Raw genomic sequence first — 17,984 nt, forward strand, 5'->3', positions numbered from 1 at the left:
TCAGTCCTTGTCGGGGAGGACGACGTGCAGCGCCCAGGAGACGATCGAGATGATCAGGCCGCCCAGGACGGCGGTCCAGAAGCCCTCGACGTGGAAGCTCAGGTCGAGCTTGTCCGCGAGCCACGAGGTGAGCAGCAGCATCAGGGCGTTGACCACCAGGGTGATCAGGCCGAGCGTGAGGATGAACAGTGGGAAGGTGAGTAGCTTCACAAGCGGCTTGACCAGGAAGTTCACCAGGCCGAAGATCAGCGCCACGAGAAGCAGCGTGCCGATCTTCTTACCGGTGCTGTCGCCGGTCAGGGTTATCTTGTCGAGCACCCAAACGGCGACGGCGAGGGCGCCTGCGTTGGCGATCGTCTTGACTACGAAATTCTTCATGTGTCTGATCGTGGCAGACGAGATCGGTTAAAAGCACTGGCCAAGGACGGACTAAGGGCGATGAAGGCATTCCGGCTGGACGAACTGGAGGCCGAGCGCGCCGCCAACGAGGGCGCGTATCTCCAGTTTCTGCGCGAGAAGAACATGTCGGTCGGCCTCTACGCCCTGGACGCGGGTACGCAGGACCCGCAGCAGCCCCACCGTCAGGACGAGGTCTACTTCGTCGTGAGCGGCCGCGCCGCGATCACCGTCGGCATGGAGACGACGCAGGTGGCGCGCGGCAGCGTCGTCTACGTGCCCGCCGGGGTGGCCCACAAGTTCCACCACATCAGCGAGGATCTGCGGGTGTTGGTGGTGTTTTCTCCCCCCGAGAGCTGACGTTCGGCCCCAGGGTTCCCTAGGGGAACGTTCAGGGGAGGACAAGGGGTGCGGAGCCTCCGTCGGCACCCCTGCCGCGCCTAGCATCGAGGGCAGGACATTCAAGACCTGTCAGCAGTCGGAATCGGGCCGAGAGACAAGGAACAAGGGCGATGCGAGAGATCTTCGCGGGGATGCCGTGGTGGGTGAAGTGGGTCGCGGTGCCGGTCATCGCCTTGGTCGTGTTCGGCAGCGTGATCGCGACCGTGGTCGGTTTCGTGATCGGCCTGCTCTTCAAGGTGCTGGTGTTCGTGGCGCTGGTCGGCGGGCTCATCTATGTCGTGCGGAAGTTCATGTCGAACTCGTCGTCGCGGAGCGACTGGTAGGCGGGCGACGGGGAAGCCGGGGCGTCGGGCAGGCGCGGCGACAAGAAGGTGCGTCGGCAGGAGGGCCAGTCGGCCACCGGCGCCGGTAACAGGAATCAGGGGTTCCCTCGGGCGAGGGAAGTTTGCCGGACAGGTCCTCTGCGAGCGGTGGCGGACGGTTAAAGTCCGGAATTCGACGCGGGGTTGATCCCCGCGGGCGGCGCACCTTCCTCCCGTGTTATCCCCGCACGGGTGGCCCTCCTCGCGCTTCGGGAGTGACCCTTGGCCACTGACACCGCACCCGCAGGACCGCACACACCTTCCACCGAACCGCACCCCACCACCCTCATCGGATCCGTCCAGCGAGCGATGCGTCTCCTGGAATCCGTCGCCCAGCACGGGCACGGGGCGCCCGCCAAGCAGCTGGCCCGAGAGGCCGGCCTCGCGTTGCCCACGGCGTACCACCTGCTGCGCACCTTGGCGTACGAGGGCTATCTGCGCCGCGAGAAGGGACTGTTCTTCCTCGGTGAGGCGGCCGAGCGACTGGCAGGCAGCGCTGCCCGGCAGAAACGTCGCAGCACGGTCGCGGACGCGCTCGCGCAGTGGCGCGATGCGATCGGTGTGCCCGTGTACTACGCGGTCTACCGGGAGGGCGAGATCGAGGTTGAATGTGTCGCCGACTCCCCGGCCATCCCGGCCGTCGAGGAGTGGGCCGACTTCCGCGAGACCGGGCACGCCCACGCGATCGGCCAGTGCCTGCTGTCCCAGCTCGGCGAGGAGGCCCGCAGGGACCACCTCGACCGCTACCCCGTGCAGTCGATCACTCCGTACACGGTGCGTGACGAACGCACCCTGCTGCGGCGCCTTGACGAGACGAAACGCATGCAGCCCGTGATCGAGCGTCAGGAATACGCACTGGGCACGGTCTGCGCGGCGATCCCGGTCACCGCCGGCACGATGGCCGCCACGATGGCCATTTCTCTGCCCGCCCACCAGGCCGACCGGCTGCTGCCCGCGGCACGTCAGCTGCAGGACGAGATGGGGCGGCTGTTGGGCTCTTTCGCCCTCTCTATCAGCATCTGAAAACTCACTCCTTGTGATCTGGTGTGTACGTTCAGCAAGATGCCAGCAACGTCAGGGGTATGGTTCCTGGCCAGTCGACGGCAAACGACGGGTGAGGCGATGCGCGAGTCAGCGGTGCAGGCAGAGATCATGATGAGCTTTCTCGTATCGGAAGAGCTCTCCTTCCGCATTCCGGTGGAGCTGCGATACGAGACCTGTGATCCCTATGCCGTGCGGCTGACCTTCCACCTTCCCGGCGATGCCCCGGTGACCTGGGCGTTCGGGAGAGAGCTGCTGGTCGACGGGGTGGGACGGCCGTGCGGGGACGGCGATGTGCACATCGCGCCTGTGGGCTCCGAGGGTTTCAGCGATGTGGTGATCCGGCTTCAGGTGGGCGTCGACCACGCGCTCTTCCGCTGTGGCGCGGTTCCCCTCGTGGCCTTCCTCGACCGGACGGACAAGCTGGTGCCGCTGGGACAGGAGCATTCCCTCGCCGACTTCGACACACATCTCGACGAGGCACTGCACCGCATCCTGGCGGAGGAGCAGAGCGCGGGCTGAGGCGTCGTTACGCCCACACTGGCGTAACGCTTCACCTCACAAGCTCGCGCGCGTGCGGCGGGCTTCAGCGCTTGCGGCGGCGGCCCCTTCCCCCGCGTGCCGGTTCCGCCGCGGCAGCCGTCTGAGGACCGGGACGATCCGCGGAGACCACCAGAGCGGCCAGAGCCGTGGTGACGGGAACCGAGGCGACCAGGCCGATCGAGCCGACGAGCGTGCGCACGATCTCCTCGGCGACCAGTTCGCTGTTGGCCACCGTCCCGACGCTGCTCTGGGCGATCGAGAAGAGCAGCAACAGGGGCAGCGCGGCACCCGCGTACGCGAGGACGAGCGTGTTGACGACGGACGCGATGTGGTCGCGCCCGATACGTATGCCCGCGCGGTACAGCCCGCGCCAGCCCATCGCCGGATTGGCCTCATGCAGCTCCCAGACCGCCGATGTCTGCGTCACTGTCACATCGTCGAGTACACCGAGCGAACCGATGATGACGCCCGCGAGCAGCAGACCGCTCATGTCGATGTTCGGGTACAGCCCGTGGATCAGACCGGTGTTGTCGTCCGTGTTGCCGGTGAGCGCGGACCAGCCTATGAACGACGAGCCGAGCAGTCCGATCAACACAAGCGAGAGCAGTGTGCCGAGCACCGCCACCGAGGTCCGGGCCGAGAGACCGTGGCACATATAGAGCGCGATCAGCATGATGGCGCTCGCCCCGACGACCGCCACGATCAGTGGATTCGAGCCCTGCAGAATCGCGGGCAGGATGAAGAACGTCAGGATGAGGAAGCTGACGGCCAGCGCGATCAGCGCCATGACACCGCGCATCCGGCCCACCACGACGACGGCGAGCGCGAAGATCCCGGCGAGCAGCGCCATCGGGAGCTTGCGGTCCGCATCGGTGACCGAGTACTGGAGGTCCTTGGGGGCGTCGGGCGCGTACGCCACGATCACCTTCTGCCCCTGGCTGAGCTGCCGCGACGCGTCCGGCTGCACGATCTCCGTGAAAGTACGGCCCTTGTCCTTGCCGGTGTCTACCCGGACCGTCGCCTTCTTGCAGGTACCGGTCGCCTGCTGCTGCGCGGAGGAGCCCTCGGCCGTGGACGTGTTGCCGGTCGGGGTCTCCCCCGACGCGTTGACGGACTTGCAGTCCACCTCGTCGACCTTGGTCACCGTGGCCTGCTGGGTCTGGCGGTCGAAGCCCACACCGGTGCGCTCGTGCGAGGGAGCTCCACCGGGCCAGAGCACGGCCAGGCCCACAATGACGGCCGCGGTGAAGGGAATCAGCACCGCGGCGATGACCTTGCGCAGGTGTCGGGACACGGGTGCGGGAGGGCCATGGCTATGGCTGTGTGCATGTCCGTTTCCGTCACCGGAACCATTGCCATGACTGTCGCTGTGGCCCTGCATGTGCGGCTCCGGCGGTGGGGGCGGAGGGTGGTGCGGGGGCTGATGCGGGGGCTGGTGCGGGGGCTGGTGTGTCGAATTCACCGACCGATCATCCCAAGAACCGGAGGGGCCCACTGTTCAGCTCGCCCAATATGACGCTAGCGTGGACGTACCTTTGCACACGCGGGAGCTCGGAGCACCGGGCTGAGAGGGCGCTGACCTCCGTCCCAGCGATGTTTCACATGAAACATCGAAGGCGGAAGTGGCTGCGTCGACCGCTGAACCTGTTACCGGGTAATGCCGGCGTAGGGAGTAGGTCTCATGACCAACGAGGACGTACGCACGCCTGCCTCCAGCCAGAGGGACGGGGCACCCGCCTCGTCCGGCAACGGCGAGGCCGGGAAGTCCATCGGCTGGCACAAGGCGTATGTCGAGGGCTCACGCCCCGATCTGCGGGTGCCGGTCCGCCAGGTGCATCTCACCAACGGGCAGTCGGTCACCCTGTACGACACCTCCGGCCCGTACACCGATCCGACCGTCGACACCGAAGTCCGCAGGGGCCTGGCGCCCCTGCGCGAGAACTGGATCATCGCCCGCGGCGACACCGAGGAGTACGAGGGCCGTCCTGTCCGCCCCGAGGACGACGGGATCAAGCACACCTCGCCGCGCGGCGGGCTGCGCAACCTCGACGCGGTCTTCCCGGGGCGCCCGCGCCAGCCCCGCCGCGGCCGCGCCGGTGCGGCCGTCACTCAACTCGCGTACGCACGACGTGGCGACATCACACCGGAAATGGAGTTCGTGGCGGTACGCGAAAACGTCGCCCCCGAGGTCGTACGTGAGGAGATCGCTGCCGGCCGGGCCGTGCTGCCCGCGAACGTCAACCACCCGGAGATCGAGCCGATGATCATCGGCAAGCGGTTCCTGGTGAAGGTCAACGCCAACATCGGCAATTCCGCGGTCACCTCCTCCATCGAGGAGGAGGTCGAGAAGATGACATGGGCGACCCGCTGGGGCGCCGATACGGTCATGGACCTGTCCACCGGCCGCAACATCCACACCACGCGCGAGTGGGTGCTGCGCAACTCCCCTGTCCCCATCGGCACGGTGCCGCTCTACCAGGCGCTGGAGAAGGTCGACGGCCGTGCCGAGGAGCTGACCTGGGAGATCTACAAGGACACGGTCATCGAGCAGGCCGAGCAGGGCGTGGACTACATGACCGTGCACGCGGGCGTGCGCCTGCCGTACGTACCGCTCACCGCGAACCGCAAGACCGGCATCGTCTCGCGTGGCGGCTCGATCATGGCGGCCTGGTGCCTGGCGCACCACAAGGAATCGTTCCTCTACGAGAACTTCGAAGAACTGTGCGAAATCCTGGCCGCCTACGACGTCACGTACTCGCTCGGCGACGGCCTGCGGCCCGGCTCGATCGCCGACGCCAACGACGAAGCGCAGTTCGCGGAGTTGAGGACGCTCGGGGAACTCAACACGATCGCCAAGCGTTTCAACGTACAGACCATGATCGAGGGCCCGGGCCATGTCCCGATGCACAAGATCAAGGAGAACATCGACCTTCAGCAGGAGATCTGCGATGAAGCTCCGTTCTATACGCTCGGCCCGCTGACGACGGACGTCGCGCCGGCGTACGACCACATCACCTCCGGCATCGGTGCCGCGATGATCGCCTGGTGGGGCACGGCCATGCTCTGCTATGTCACGCCCAAGGAACACCTGGGCCTGCCCAACCGTGACGACGTCAAGACCGGCGTCATCACCTACAAGATCGCCGCCCACGCAGCCGACCTCGCCAAGGGGCACCCAGGTGCGCAGGAATGGGACGACGCGCTGTCCGACGCCCGCTTCGAATTCCGCTGGGAGGACCAGTTCAACCTGGCCCTCGACCCCGACACGGCCCGCCAGTTCCACGACGAGACCCTCCCGGCCGAGCCGGCCAAGACGGCTCACTTCTGCTCGATGTGCGGGCCGAAATTCTGTTCGATGAAGATCTCCCAGGACATTCGCCGCGAGCATGGCGGTTCGCAGACGGAGGTCGAGGAGGGCATGGCGCAGAAATCCAAGGAGTTCGCGGCCGCGGGTAACCGTGTGTATCTGCCGATCGCGGACTGACCCGCTGATGGACACGCCTCAGGCGGGCCTCTCTCGGTAGAGGCCCGCTGTGAGGGTCTGCCGCTCGGGTTGCGGCGCCGCCCTCAACCCCGGCCGCCCTCAACCCCGGCCGCCCTCGCCCCGGCCGCCCTCAGTCCGGCTGGTGTTCCGGCCCTCCGAAGTCCGGGCTGGAGAAGTCGGGGCTGGAGTAGCTGGGGCGAGGGCCTGCCTCGGGGCCGCCGTCGGGGCTGCTGAAGCCCGGGCGGTTGTAGCCGAGTGTGGGTATGCGGCTGGTCGACTGCGGTGGTGCCGTACGACCGAGGGCCGCCGAGCCCGGGTCGGCGAGTGCCTCCCGGAGGAAGGGCATGATGCCCCGCTCCAGGAGGGCGTCGTGCCAGGCTTCCTTGGCCCGGGTCATTTCCTCGCTGCGTTCGCCGTGCGCGCCGGCCCGAAGCGAGCTCGCGTCGTTGCGCAGGGCGGTCAGCAGCAGACCGATCGCGGCGATCAGGATCGCGGCCGCGGTCACGGCGCCGAAGACCCACCCGGTGGTGAGCAGGGTCTGGGCGAACGCCGGTGGGGGGTTGAGCATCTTCAGGATGTAACCGACGAGCAGGAAGATCGCCGCCGCCGTGCCGGCGAGGACGGGAGTGAGCACCGCGGCGACGGCGACGGCGCCCGCCCCGGCGGTCTCGGCGGCCTCCCCCATGGTGGCGGCGAGCCCCACCGCGCTCGTGCCCGGATCTGTGGAACCGGATCCTTCGCGGACGCGGGGGGTGGACGGCGCGGGCTGGCGCAGTTCCTCGCGGACCTTCACGTAGTGCTGGTATTCGGTCGCCGCGGCCGCCGTTATGAGAGCGGTGGCGTTGAGCGCCATCGTGCGCAACTGTTCGGGGTTGAGCCGCTGGCCGACAGCGGCGAGTTCCGGACGGTGTGGTGCGGAGCGCAGCGCCTCATCGAGGATCCGCTCGTACTCTTGGCGGTCCTCGCTCAGCAGGTGCTGCGGAACGCTGTTCATGTGCATCCCCCGATGCTCCGTAGGGCTTGGGGCTCGGCATGCTGACGAGCCGTCGGGCAGAAACGGAGGGGAGCCTGCTACGGATAAGCCGATGGTAGAGCGGCGACGGCACGCGGTGACAGGGGGTTTCCAGAAATTGCCCCTTCGCCGGCACCGTCCCCGGTGGGAGAACGCCTGCCCGGGGAGCGTTCAGCTATCCAATGGGAGTTGCTGGACCAGTAGCTTTCCGGCCATGGTCACTCCGCCGTCCATCGCGATGGCCAGACCGTCCGCGTAGACGTGCGGTCCCTCGACCACCGGGCCAGCGGCATCGTCGCCCTCTTCCGATCCGACCTCGCCGAGGAGGTATGGAATGGGGCTGTGACCATGGACGATACGGGAGCCGCCGTAGACGTCGAGGAGGTCGCGCACCGCCTGCGCGCCCCCGTCGTCGCGGAACGCGAAGCGCTTGGTGAACTTGCGGAAGAGGTCCCAGCACTCGTCCGCGTCGTTGCGCGTGAGGGTTTCGCGGACGGTGTCATTGACCGCTTCGATGGAGTCGCCGTAGTCGAGATAGGCGGTGGTGTCCGAGTGCACCAGGAGGTGCCCGTCCGCCATCTCCATCGCGTCGAGACGGGCCATCCACTGCAGATGGTGGTCCTGGAGGCGGTCCATGTCCGTCTTCTGACCGCCGTTGAGCAGCCAGGCCGCCTGGAACGTCGCCGTACCCGCACCGGAGTTGACGGGAGTGTCACCGAACCGCTTGGCGCCGAGCAGCAGCAGTTCGTGATTGCCCATCAGCGCCTTGCAGTAGCCGCCGGCCGCGGCGGCCTCGGCGGACAGCCGCATCACGAGGTCGATGACGCCGATTCCGTCGGGCCCGCGGTCGGTGAAGTCCCCGAGGAACCACAGCCGAGCGGTCCCCGCCGACCAGTTGCCGTCGATGTCGATGAGCCCCTTCTCGCGGAGCGCGGCGACCAGTTCGTCGAGATAGCCGTGTACGTCGCCCACGACGTACAGCGGACCCGGCCCCTCGGCGGACTGCGGATCCGGCACGAGTTCAGGGTCGACCGGCACCTGAAGCGTGTCGCCGCGCTTGATGACGGGCAGATCGCGCTGCGTCGGCGTGTAGCCCTCCGGCTCCTCGGCGGGTCTGGCCTCCTCGTCGGGGGGCGTGTGCTGCGCGAGAGGGCCGGGCTCGGCGTATGGGGTGGGAGGCTGCGCATACGGATCGGCACCGTGGACGTACGCCGGTACGCGGAAATCGCGCACCGTCGGCGTCCGCACCTCGGGTCCCTGACCGGCCCCCTGAGTCATTGACCCCTCCACCACCATCGCGCCGCATCTGCACCGCATCGGACTGCCTGGTCGCAGCGGCCCGCGGTGTCGTCCGCCCATCATAGGAATGCGGATCGCGCCATGTGATGACCCAGGGGTGCTGAATCGGAGCAGAGCCGCTGTTCATCGTGGTTTTCTCCCGAATTGGGAGGTGCTTTCCCCGTTGGATCTCACGCTGGCCCCCGCTCTGGACGTCACCCCGCCTCCGGTGACCGGGGTGCGCTGACGGTCGTACGCGGCGGCCGTCGTTCGGAGGAGGTGCGCACGATCAACTCCGTCGGTATCACCTGCTCGACCGGTTGGTCCGATTCGACCCCCTCGATGGCGTCGATGAGAAGCTGGACCACGGCCGTACCGATGCGGCGCGGTTTGAGGGAGAGTGTCGTGACGGGCGGCTCGGTGTTGGCGTACACGGCCGACTCGCTGCAGCACACGAGCAGCAGATCATCCGGTACGCGCAGGCCGTACCGACGGGCCGCCGCGAGGAGGTCGGTGCCGTTCGGGTCGAACAGCCCATACACGGCGTCGGGCCGGTCGGGCCGGGCGAGCAGCCGGTCCGCGGCGACGGCGCCCGCGCAGGGATCGTGCGCGGGGTAGGCCTCGTACACCGGATCCTGGCCGACGCGCTCGCACCAGCGCAGGTACGCGGTCGTGGACAGATGGGTGTACGTGTCCGTGGACGTCCCGGTGAGCAGGCCGATACGGCGCGCTCCGGCGTCGGCCAGATGGTCGAGGATCCCCATGACCGCTGCCTCGTGGTCGTTGTCCACCCAGGCGGTCACCGGCAGCGGGCCGGCCGGGCGCCCGTCGGAGACCACCGGTAAACCCTGGCGGACCAGTTCGCCGACGACCGGGTCCTGGTCGGACGGGTCGATGACCACGGTTCCGTCCAGGGCCACGTTCGACCACACGTCGTGGCGTGAGGTCGCGGGGAGGATGACCAGGGCGTAGCCCCGTGCGAGCGCGGCCGAGGTGGCGGCTCTGGCCATCTCCGCGAAGTAGGCGAACTCCGTGAAGGTGAAAGGTTCATCCCCGTAGGTCGTGACCGTCAGGCCGATGAGGCCCGACTTTCCGGTACGGAGCGTTCGGGCCGCGGCGGAAGGGCGATAGCCCAGCCGGTCGGCGACCTCGCGGACATGGCGTCGGGTGGCGTCCGGGAGCCGACCCTTGCCGTTGAGCGCGTCGGACACCGTCGTAATGGAGACCCCGGCGGCCGCGGCCACGTCTCTGATGCCCGCCCGGCCCGGCCGGCTGCTTCGCCGGGCGGTTTCCGCCCGGCTCACCTGATGGTTCCCTGCTGCTGTCATGGCGAGCCGATAGTAGGGCTCATGCGGTGGGGTAGGGCGGACGCATATTCACTCGTCGGCAGGCACGTTTCTGCATGGTCGGACCCGATCAATTGCCTTAGAAGACAAGGTAGTTGAGCGATTCAATGACAGTACGTCACTTGTCGACGCACATGGGCCTGCCAAAGGGGCCATGTCTCGAAGAGGTCTCAACTCACCTTGACGAGGGATGCGCGCCACGGCGTGAGCCACCGGCGTGAGCGCCGGGACGCGGCGCGCCCCCTGTTCCGTAAGCCCTCGGGCGCGTTCGTGCGCCTTCGTGAGCTTTCGCGCCCCGACGCCCTGCGGCGGGGGTGCGCACGCAGTCGGTGCCCAGCCATTCGCAGCGGCGCCGAATCCTCTTAAGGTGAGGAGTATTGGTAGCCGGTGCGGGTCATCCGGTGGTGGTCATGAGGAGGACTGCGGTGAGCGAGACGAGCCCCAAGCTGCGTGCGGAGCTGGAGGGTATCCCCACCTACAAGCCGGGCAAGCCTGCCGCAGCCGGTGGTCCGGTGGCGTACAAGCTGTCTTCCAACGAGAACCCCTACCCCCCGCTGCCCGGGGTGATGGAGACCGTGACCGCGGCGGCCGGAGCCTTCAACCGATACCCGGACATGGCGTGCACGGCGCTGATGAGCGAGCTGGCCGACCGATTCGCGGTTCCGCTCACGCATCTGTCCACCGGCACGGGTTCGGTCGGGGTCGCCCAGCAGCTACTGCAGGCCACGAGCGGTCCCGGTGACGAGGTGATCTACGCCTGGCGGTCCTTCGAGGCGTACCCGATCATCACTCAGATCAGCGGGGCGACCTCGGTGCGGGTGCCGCTGACGCCGGGGGAGGTGCACGATCTCGACGCGATGGCAGACGCGGTGACCGACCGGACGCGGCTGATCTTCGTCTGCAACCCCAACAACCCCACCGGCACCGTGGTGCGCCGGGCGGAGCTGGAACGGTTCCTCGACCGGGTGCCGAGCGATGTCCTCGTGGTCCTCGACGAGGCGTATCGCGAGTTCATCCGCGACCCCGAGGTGCCGGACGGCGTCGAGATCTACCGCGAGCGGCCGAACGTCTGCGTTCTGCGCACCTTCTCCAAGGCGTACGGACTCGCCGGGCTCCGGGTCGGCTTCGCGATCGCCCATGAGCCGGTGGCGGCGGCGCTGCGCAAGACCGCCGTGCCTTTCGGTGTGAGCCAGCTCGCGCAGGACGCTGCCGTCGCCTCGCTGCGCGCCGAGGACGAACTCCTCGGGCGGGTCGGCTCGCTGGTGGGCGAGCGCACACGTGTGACCGACACGCTGCGGGGGCAGGGCTGGACGGTGCCCGAGACGCAGGCGAACTTCGTGTGGCTGCGACTCGGTGAGCGCACGGTGGAATTCGCGGCCGCCTGCGAACAGGCCGGGGTCGTGGTGCGTCCCTTCCCGGGGGAGGGCGTGCGCGTGACGGTGGGCGAGACCGAGGCGAACGACATCTTCTTGAAGACGACGGAGAGCTTCCGCAAGGAGCTCTAGCCTCCGGCGGTCAGCAGGAGCTGTACCCGTCCCTGACCTCCTCGCCCGGATCGTGGGCGAGGAGGTCGGCGCGGAGGTGAGCGACGGCACGAGGGGCCCGGTTCGCGCCATGGGCATGTCGGTCCCCCTTAGGGACCCCCCACCCCTCAGCGTTCCGAAAGCGATGCGTCATAATTGCTTGTGAATGTGAACGCGTTCACAAGCTTGCCAGTTTGTCCTGTGATGTACATCACGAACGGGGCAAACCGCCGACGTGACCACGGCATGTAAGGAGAAGACGTGGACATCGCTTTGGCGCCGGAGACACTGGCGCGATGGCAGTTCGGCATCACCACCGTCTACCACTTCCTCTTCGTTCCCCTGACGATCTCCCTCGCCGCCCTCACGGCCGGCCTGCAGACCGCCTGGGTGCGCACGGAGAACGAGAAGTACCTCAGAGCGACGAAGTTCTGGGGCAAGCTCTTCCTGATCAACATCGCGATGGGTGTCGTCACGGGCATCGTGCAGGAATTCCAGTTCGGCATGAACTGGTCCGACTACTCGCGCTTTGTCGGTGATGTCTTCGGTGCCCCGCTCGCCTTCGAGGCCCTGATCGCCTTCTTCTTCGAGTCCACGTTCATCGGTCTGTGGATCTTCGGCTGGGACAAGCTGCCGAAGAAGATCCACCTCGCCTGCATGTGGATGGTCTCGATCGGCACCATCCTGTCGGCGTACTTCATCCTCGCGGCCAACTCCTGGATGCAGCACCCCGTCGGCTACCGGATCAACGAGAAGAAGGGCCGCGCCGAGCTCACCGACTTCTGGCTGGTCCTGACCCAGAACACCGCGCTCTCCCAGTTCTTCCACACCCTCTCCGCCGCGTTCCTCACGGGCGGCGCCTTCATGGTCGGCATCGCCGCCTTCCACCTGGCCCGCAAGAAGCACATACCGGTGATGAAGACCTCGCTGCGGCTCGGCCTGGTCACCGTCGTCATCGGTGGCATGCTCACCGCGATCAGCGGCGACGTGCTCGGCAAGGTCATGTACGAGCAGCAGCCGATGAAGATGGCCGCGGCCGAGGCACTGTGGGACGGCGAGAGCCCGGCACCGTTCTCGGTCTTCGCCGTCGGCGACGTCGACAAGGGCCACAACAAGGTCGCGATAGAGATTCCGGGACTGCTGTCGTTCCTCGCCAAGGACGACTTCAGCTCCTACGTCCCCGGTATCAACGACGTCAACAAGGCCGAGCAGGAGCGATACGGCCCCGGCGACTACCGGCCCAACATCCCCGTCGCGTACTGGGGATTCCGCTGGATGATCGGCTTCGGCATGGCCTCCTTCACCATCGGTCTGGTCGGACTGTGGCTGACCCGGAAGAAGTTCCTGCTGCCCCGGCATCTGCGGGTGGGCGACGACGAAGTGCCGCACGTGGTGCTCTTCAAGAAGGCCCTCGGCCCCACACTCACCACCTGGTACTGGCGCATCGCCTTCCTGACCCTGGGCTTCCCGCTGATCGCCAACTCCTGGGGCTGGATCTTCACCGAGATGGGCCGCCAGCCGTGGGTCGTCTACGGCGTGCTGCAGACCCGCGATGCCGTCTCCCCCGGTGTCTCACAGGGCGAAGTCCTCACCTCGATGATCGTCTTCACGACGCTCTACGCGATCCTCGCCGTCGTCGAGGTCAAGCTGCTCGTCAAGTACGTCAAGGCCGGACCGCCCGAGCTCACCGAGGCCGACCTCAATCCGCCCACCAAGATCGGCGGCGACTCCCGTGACGCCGACAAGCCGATGGCCTTCTCCTACTAGGCCAAGGGAGCTGCAGAGTCATGGAACTTCACGACGTCTGGTTCGTCCTCATCGCGGTCCTGTGGACCGGCTACTTCTTCCTGGAGGGCTTCGACTTCGGGATCGGCGTCCTCACCAAACTGCTCGCGCGTGACCGGGCCGAGAAGCGGGTGCTCATCAACACCATCGGTCCGGTCTGGGACGGCAACGAGGTCTGGCTGCTCACAGCGGGCGGCGCGACCTTCGCCGCCTTCCCTGAGTGGTACGCCACACTTTTCTCCGGCTTCTACCTACCGCTGCTGCTCATCCTGGTCTGCCTGATCGTGCGCGGAGTCGCCTTCGAGTACCGGGCGAAGCGGCCCGAGGAGCAGTGGCAGCGCAACTGGGAGACGGCGATCTTCTGGACCTCTCTCATCCCGGCGTTCCTGTGGGGCGTGGCCTTCGGCAACATCGTCCGAGGCGTGAAGATCGACAGGAACCTGGAATACGTCGGCACCTTCTGGGACCTGCTCAACCCGTATGCGCTTCTGGGCGGGCTGGTGACGCTGACGCTGTTCACCTTCCACGGCGCGGTGTTCGCGGCGCTCAAGACCGTCGGGGACATCCGGGAGCGGGCGCGGAAGACGGCGCTGCGCGTCGGCCTGGTGGCTGCCGCGCTGGCGCTGCTCTTCCTGCTCTGGACGCAGATCGAGAACGGTGACGGCAAGAGCCTGGTCGCGATGGTCGTGGCGGTGGCCGCGCTGGTCGCGGCTCTCGTGGCGAACCAGGCGGGGCGTGAGGGATGGTCGTTCGCCCTGTCCGGCGTCACCATCGTGGCGGCGGTGGCGATGCTCTTCCTGACGCTCTTCCCGAACGTCATGCCGTCCTCGCTCAATGACGCCTGGAGCCTGACGGTCACCAATGCCTCGTCGAGCCCCTACACCCTGAAGATCATGACCTGGTGTGCCGTGATCGCGACGCCGATCGTGGTGCTCTACCAGTCGTGGACGTACTGGGTGTTCCGCAAGCGGATCGGTACGCAGCACATCGCCGAGGCCGCGCACTGAGTTCGCCGAACCGAAGGGCATGTTTCACGTGAAACCCATCGACCCGCGTCTGCTGCGGTACGCCCGTGCCACCCGCCTCTTTCTGGTGGCGGTCATCGGTCTGGGCGCCGTTGGGGCGGCGTTGGTCATCGCCCAGGCGATGCTCATCGCCGAGGTGGTCGTGGGTGCCTTCCAGCACGGGCTGGAGATCGCGGAACTCCGCACGCCACTCTTGCTGTTGGTGGCGGTCGCGGGTGGTCGGGCGCTCGTCGCCTGGCTCACCGAACTCGCGGCGCACCGGGCAAGCGCGGCGGTCAAGTCGGAGCTGCGAGGGCGGTTGCTGGAGCGTGCGGGGGCGCTGGGGCCGGGGTGGCTGAGCGGGCAGCGGACAGGATCACTGGTCGCGCTCGCCACGCGCGGGGTCGACGCGCTGGACGGCTACTTCTCCCGCTATCTGCCGCAGTTGGGGCTGGCGCTGGTGGTGCCCGTGGCGGTGCTGGCGCGGATCGTCACCGAGGACTGGGTGTCGGCGGCGATCATCATCGGCACCCTGCCTCTCATCCCTGTTTTCATGGTGCTCATCGGCTGGGCCACGCAGTCCCGGATGGACCGCCAGTGGCGACTGCTGTCGCGGCTCTCGGGACACTTCCTGGATGTGGTCGCGGGACTGCCCACCCTGAAGGTGTTCGGGCGGGCCAAGGCGCAGGCCGAGTCGATCCGGCGGATCACCGGCGAGTACCGGCAGGCCACCATGCGGACCCTCCGGATCGCCTTCATCTCGTCCTTCGCCCTGGAGCTGCTCGCCACGCTGTCGGTCGCACTGGTCGCGGTGACCATCGGGATGCGGCTCGTCCATGGCGAGATGGATCTGTACGTGGGGCTGGTCATCCTCGTCCTCGCGCCCGAGGCGTATCTGCCGCTCCGCCAGGTGGGTACGCAGTACCACGCGGCCGCGGAAGGGCTGGCGGCTGCGGAGGAGATCTTCGCGGTACTGGAGACGCCGGTGCCGTCGTCCGGTACCGCGATCGTGTCGATGTCCGGGAACCGGACTGAGGCGTTGTCCGGAACCGAGACCGTGCCGTCCTCAGGCGGGATGCGCCTCGACGAGGTGACGGTCCGGTATCCCGGGCGGTCGTCGGACGCGGTATCGGACGTGTCCTTCACGGTTGAGCCCGGTGAGACGGTGGCGCTCGTCGGGCCCAGTGGGGTGGGCAAGTCGACACTGCTGAACGTGTTGTTGGGGTTCGTGGAGCCCGCGTCGGGACGGGTGCGTGTCGGGGGAGTCGATCTCGCCGGGGCCGACCTGGAGGAGTGGCGGTCGCGTATCGCGTGGGTCCCGCAGCGGCCGCATCTGTACGCCGGGACGATCGCCGGGAACGTACGGCTGGCGCGCCCCGACGCGGATGACGCCGAGGTACGCAGGGCGCTCGGTGACGCGGGTGCTCTCGAGTTCGTGGACGCGTTGCCTGACGGGGTGCGGACGGAACTCGGTGAGAACGGGGCCGGGCTGTCCGCGGGGCAGCGGCAACGGCTCGCGCTGGCCCGGGCGTTCCTGGCGGACCGGCCCGTGCTGCTGCTCGACGAACCGACGGCTTCGCTGGACGGACAGACCGAGGCGGAGGTCGTGGAGGCCGTTCGGCGCCTGGCCGTGGGGCGGACCGTACTGCTCGTGGTGCACCGGCCGGCGTTGCTCGGGGTGGCGGACCGGGTGGTGCGGCTGGAGCTCGGCGCGCCCGTGCTGGGATCCGGTTCGGAGCGCTCCGACGGTGCGGAGGTGCACCGCACCGAAGTGGCGGCAGCCGTGCCAACCGTGGGCGCCGGCAAGGCGCCGTTCACCTTGGAGGCAGGGGGTCCGGAGACGCAGGGCCCAGAGGCACGGAGACCGGAGGCGGGGGGCTCCGAGGCGGGAGACTCTGAGCCGCGGCCGTCTCAGTCGCGGGAGTCTCAGTCGCAGGTGTCTCAGTCGCAGGTGTCTCAGTCGCGGGTGACCGAGGCGCGGGGCGGCGTTCTCGCGCGCGTGCGGGCCATGGCCGGCCCTCGGCGCGCTCGGCTCGCGCTGGCTCTCCTGCTCGGCACCCTCGCGCTCGGGAGCGCGGTCGGGCTGATGGCCACCTCAGGGTGGCTGATCTCGCGGGCCTCGCAGCAGCCTCCTGTGCTGTATCTGATGGTCGCCGTGACGGCCACGCGGGCGTTCGGCATCGGGCGGGCCGTCTTCCGGTATGCCGAGCGGTTGGTGTCGCACGAGGCGGTGCTGCGGATGCTGGCCGACACCCGGGTCGCCGTGTACCGGCGGCTCGAACGGCTCGCTCCCGCCGGGCTGCGGACCACCCGCCGAGGTGACCTGCTGTCGCGGCTCGTCGCCGACGTCGACGCGCTGCAGGACTACTGGCTGCGCTGGCTGCTGCCCGCATCCGCCGCGGTCGCGGTGTCCGCCGCCTCCGTCGGGTTCACCGCCTGGCTGCTGCCCGAGGCCGGAGCCCTCCTCGCCCTCGGGCTGCTGGCCGCAGGGGCCGGCGTCCCGCTGCTGACCGGCGCCGTCGCACGCCGCGCGGAGCGTCGGCTGGCCCCCGCGCGGGGCGTCCTGGCGACCCGCGTGGCAGATCTCCTCACCGGTACCGCCGAGTTGACGGTCGCCGGTGCGCTGCCCGCTCGTACCGCGGAAGCCCGGCGGGCCGACGGGGCGCTCACCCGCATCGTGTCGCGCGCCGCGACCGCCACCGCGCTCGGCGACGGGCTCACCGCACTCATCTCCGGGCTCACCGTGGCGGCCACCGCGCTCGTCGGCGCACAGGCCGTCGCCGACGGACGCCTCGACGGCGTGCTGATGGCCGTGGTCGTCCTCACCCCGCTGGCCGCTTTCGAGGCCGTCCTCGGGCTGCCGCTGGCGGTCCAGTACCGGCAGCGGGTGCACAAGAGCGCGGAACGCGTCTACGAGGTCCTGGACGCCCCCGAGCCCGTACGCGAACCGGAGCGGCCGGGCCCCGTGCCCGCGTCGCCGTTCCCGCTCGTCCTCAAGGAGCTGAGCGCTCGCCACCCCGGGCAGGACCGGGACGCGCTGGCCGGGCTCGACCTGACCCTGGAACAGGGGAGCAGGATCGCTGTCGTCGGATCGTCCGGAGCAGGCAAGACGACCCTCGCGCAGGTGCTGCTGCGGTTCCTGGACGCGGGAGCGGGCTCGTACACGCTGGGCGGCGTGGACGCGTACGACCTGGACAGTGACGACGTACGACGCCTGGTCGGGCTGTGCGCGCAGGACGCGCACCTCTTCGACAGTTCGGTCCGCGAGAACCTGCTGCTCGCGCGCAAGGACGCGACCGAGAACGAGTTGCGTGACGTACTCGGGCGGGCCCGACTGCTCGACTGGGCGGACGGACTGCCGGACGGACTGGACACACTGATCGGTGAGCACGGCGCACGGTTGTCCGGCGGTCAGCGGCAGCGGCTCGCGCTGGCCCGCGCACTGCTCGCCGACTTCCCCGTCCTCGTCCTCGACGAACCCGCGGAGCACCTCGACCTTCCGACGGCCGACGCGCTCACCACCGATCTGCTGGCCGCGACCGAGGGGCGCACGACGCTGCTCATCACGCACCGGCTGGCGGGTCTGGAAGCCGTCGACGAGGTGATCGTGCTGGCGGAAGGCCGTGTGGTGCAGCGAGGTCCGTACGGCGAGCTGGCCGCCGTGGACGGCCCGCTGCGGGCGATGCGGGAGCGCGAGGACGAGACGGAGCTGTTGGTGGCGGCGAGCTAGAAGGTCATCCAAAGGACATCCCCTGGCTCCGGCGCCGCCGTTGCCGGAGGTCGTGCTGTTGCAGGCCCCTGTTCGGAG

At 68.4% G+C, this 17,984-nt stretch carries 14 protein-coding genes; 9 read left to right on the plus strand and 5 right to left on the minus strand.

Translation table 11 applies throughout. The annotated features are described in order from the left end of the window. Positions 1 to 378 carry a phage holin family protein gene (locus tag FE633_RS35970; protein ID WP_119106143.1) on the minus strand — a complete coding sequence of 126 codons (378 nt, stop codon included), beginning with the start codon at positions 376 to 378 and terminating at the stop codon, positions 1 to 3. 60 nt (positions 379 to 438) lie between these two features. Here FE633_RS35970 and FE633_RS35975 point away from each other — a divergent pair, with 60 nt between their 5' ends. The 4 genes from FE633_RS35975 to FE633_RS35990 all read left to right on the plus strand — a co-directional run bounded on the left by FE633_RS35975 (position 439) and on the right by FE633_RS35990 (position 2,723). Then, a complete protein-coding gene (locus FE633_RS35975; protein WP_119106144.1) occupies positions 439 to 756 on the plus strand; it encodes a cupin domain-containing protein in 318 nt (105 codons plus the stop codon). 152 nt (positions 757 to 908) lie between these two features. Then, positions 909 to 1,121 (plus strand): DUF5326 family protein, encoded by a 213-nt coding sequence (locus FE633_RS35980; RefSeq protein WP_138049371.1) that lies wholly within the window; start codon positions 909 to 911, stop codon positions 1,119 to 1,121. 261 nt (positions 1,122 to 1,382) lie between these two features. Beyond that, the gene (locus FE633_RS35985) at positions 1,383 to 2,183 is read left to right on the plus strand and encodes an IclR family transcriptional regulator (protein WP_281291310.1); all 801 of its coding nucleotides are present in this window, start codon (positions 1,383 to 1,385) and stop codon (positions 2,181 to 2,183) included. A 99-nt stretch (positions 2,184 to 2,282) separates the two neighbouring features. Then, positions 2,283 to 2,723, plus strand: coding sequence for an SsgA family sporulation/cell division regulator (locus FE633_RS35990; protein ID WP_119106146.1), 441 nt, complete (start codon positions 2,283 to 2,285; stop codon positions 2,721 to 2,723). Positions 2,724 to 2,787: 64 nt separating this feature from the next. Here FE633_RS35990 and FE633_RS35995 read toward each other — a convergent pair whose 3' ends face one another. After that, complete coding sequence (locus tag FE633_RS35995) at positions 2,788 to 4,125, minus strand: YibE/F family protein (protein WP_425473271.1); 1,338 nt, start codon at positions 4,123 to 4,125, stop codon at positions 2,788 to 2,790. 300 nt (positions 4,126 to 4,425) lie between these two features. Between FE633_RS35995 and thiC the strand changes: the two genes are divergently transcribed. After that, a complete protein-coding gene (gene thiC, locus FE633_RS36000; protein ID WP_138049373.1) occupies positions 4,426 to 6,228 on the plus strand; it encodes a phosphomethylpyrimidine synthase ThiC in 1,803 nt (600 codons plus the stop codon). A gap of 130 nt (positions 6,229 to 6,358) precedes the next feature. On the opposite strand, the gene FE633_RS36005 is transcribed toward thiC, so the two are convergent. From FE633_RS36005 to FE633_RS36015, 3 genes are all read right to left on the minus strand, one after another. Next, the gene (locus FE633_RS36005) at positions 6,359 to 7,228 is read right to left on the minus strand and encodes a hypothetical protein (protein WP_138049374.1); all 870 of its coding nucleotides are present in this window, start codon (positions 7,226 to 7,228) and stop codon (positions 6,359 to 6,361) included. 183 nt (positions 7,229 to 7,411) lie between these two features. Beyond that, positions 7,412 to 8,518: a metallophosphoesterase gene (locus tag FE633_RS36010; RefSeq protein WP_138049375.1), complete on the minus strand. Its 1,107-nt coding sequence runs from the start codon at positions 8,516 to 8,518 to the stop codon at positions 7,412 to 7,414. Between the two features lie 215 nt (positions 8,519 to 8,733). Beyond that, positions 8,734 to 9,846, minus strand: a complete 1,113-nt coding sequence (locus tag FE633_RS36015; RefSeq protein ID WP_138049376.1) for a LacI family DNA-binding transcriptional regulator — start codon at positions 9,844 to 9,846, stop codon at positions 8,734 to 8,736. A 443-nt stretch (positions 9,847 to 10,289) separates the two neighbouring features. Here FE633_RS36015 and hisC point away from each other — a divergent pair, with 443 nt between their 5' ends. From hisC to cydD, 4 genes are all read left to right on the plus strand, one after another. Next, on the plus strand, positions 10,290 to 11,369 hold the full coding sequence (gene hisC / locus FE633_RS36020) for a histidinol-phosphate transaminase (RefSeq protein WP_138049377.1): 1,080 nt from the start codon (positions 10,290 to 10,292) through the stop codon (positions 11,367 to 11,369). A gap of 279 nt (positions 11,370 to 11,648) precedes the next feature. Next, complete coding sequence (locus FE633_RS36025; protein WP_138049378.1) at positions 11,649 to 13,154, plus strand: cytochrome ubiquinol oxidase subunit I; 1,506 nt, start codon at positions 11,649 to 11,651, stop codon at positions 13,152 to 13,154. A gap of 20 nt (positions 13,155 to 13,174) precedes the next feature. Beyond that, positions 13,175 to 14,179: a cytochrome d ubiquinol oxidase subunit II gene (cydB, locus tag FE633_RS36030; RefSeq protein ID WP_138049379.1), complete on the plus strand. Its 1,005-nt coding sequence runs from the start codon at positions 13,175 to 13,177 to the stop codon at positions 14,177 to 14,179. Positions 14,180 to 14,198: 19 nt separating this feature from the next. Then, the gene (gene cydD, locus FE633_RS36035; RefSeq protein WP_138049380.1) at positions 14,199 to 17,906 is read left to right on the plus strand and encodes a thiol reductant ABC exporter subunit CydD; all 3,708 of its coding nucleotides are present in this window, start codon (positions 14,199 to 14,201) and stop codon (positions 17,904 to 17,906) included. The last annotated feature ends 78 nt before the right edge of the window (positions 17,907 to 17,984 follow it).

Source organism: Streptomyces montanus (genome assembly GCF_005786655.1).
GTDB classification, from domain to species: domain Bacteria; phylum Actinomycetota; class Actinomycetes; order Streptomycetales; family Streptomycetaceae; genus Streptomyces; species Streptomyces sporangiiformans.

What these genes read in the sequence shown, in the direction of transcription:
- FE633_RS36010 (WP_138049375.1), bottom strand. Translation starts at nt 8,518, where the DNA reads ATGACTCAGGGGGCCGGTCAGGGACCCGAGGTGCGGACGCCGACGGTG.
- FE633_RS35970 (WP_119106143.1), bottom strand. Translation starts at nt 378, where the DNA reads ATGAAGAATTTCGTAGTCAAGACGATCGCCAACGCAGGCGCCCTCGCC.
- thiC (WP_138049373.1), top strand. Translation starts at nt 4,426, where the DNA reads ATGACCAACGAGGACGTACGCACGCCTGCCTCCAGCCAGAGGGACGGG.
- FE633_RS35980 (WP_138049371.1), top strand. Translation starts at nt 909, where the DNA reads ATGCGAGAGATCTTCGCGGGGATGCCGTGGTGGGTGAAGTGGGTCGCG.
- cydD (WP_138049380.1), top strand. Translation starts at nt 14,199, where the DNA reads ATGTTTCACGTGAAACCCATCGACCCGCGTCTGCTGCGGTACGCCCGT.
- FE633_RS36015 (WP_138049376.1), bottom strand. Translation starts at nt 9,846, where the DNA reads ATGACAGCAGCAGGGAACCATCAGGTGAGCCGGGCGGAAACCGCCCGG.
- FE633_RS36005 (WP_138049374.1), bottom strand. Translation starts at nt 7,228, where the DNA reads ATGCACATGAACAGCGTTCCGCAGCACCTGCTGAGCGAGGACCGCCAA.
- FE633_RS35975 (WP_119106144.1), top strand. Translation starts at nt 439, where the DNA reads ATGAAGGCATTCCGGCTGGACGAACTGGAGGCCGAGCGCGCCGCCAAC.
- cydB (WP_138049379.1), top strand. Translation starts at nt 13,175, where the DNA reads ATGGAACTTCACGACGTCTGGTTCGTCCTCATCGCGGTCCTGTGGACC.
- FE633_RS35990 (WP_119106146.1), top strand. Translation starts at nt 2,283, where the DNA reads ATGCGCGAGTCAGCGGTGCAGGCAGAGATCATGATGAGCTTTCTCGTA.
- FE633_RS35995 (WP_425473271.1), bottom strand. Translation starts at nt 4,125, where the DNA reads ATGCAGGGCCACAGCGACAGTCATGGCAATGGTTCCGGTGACGGAAAC.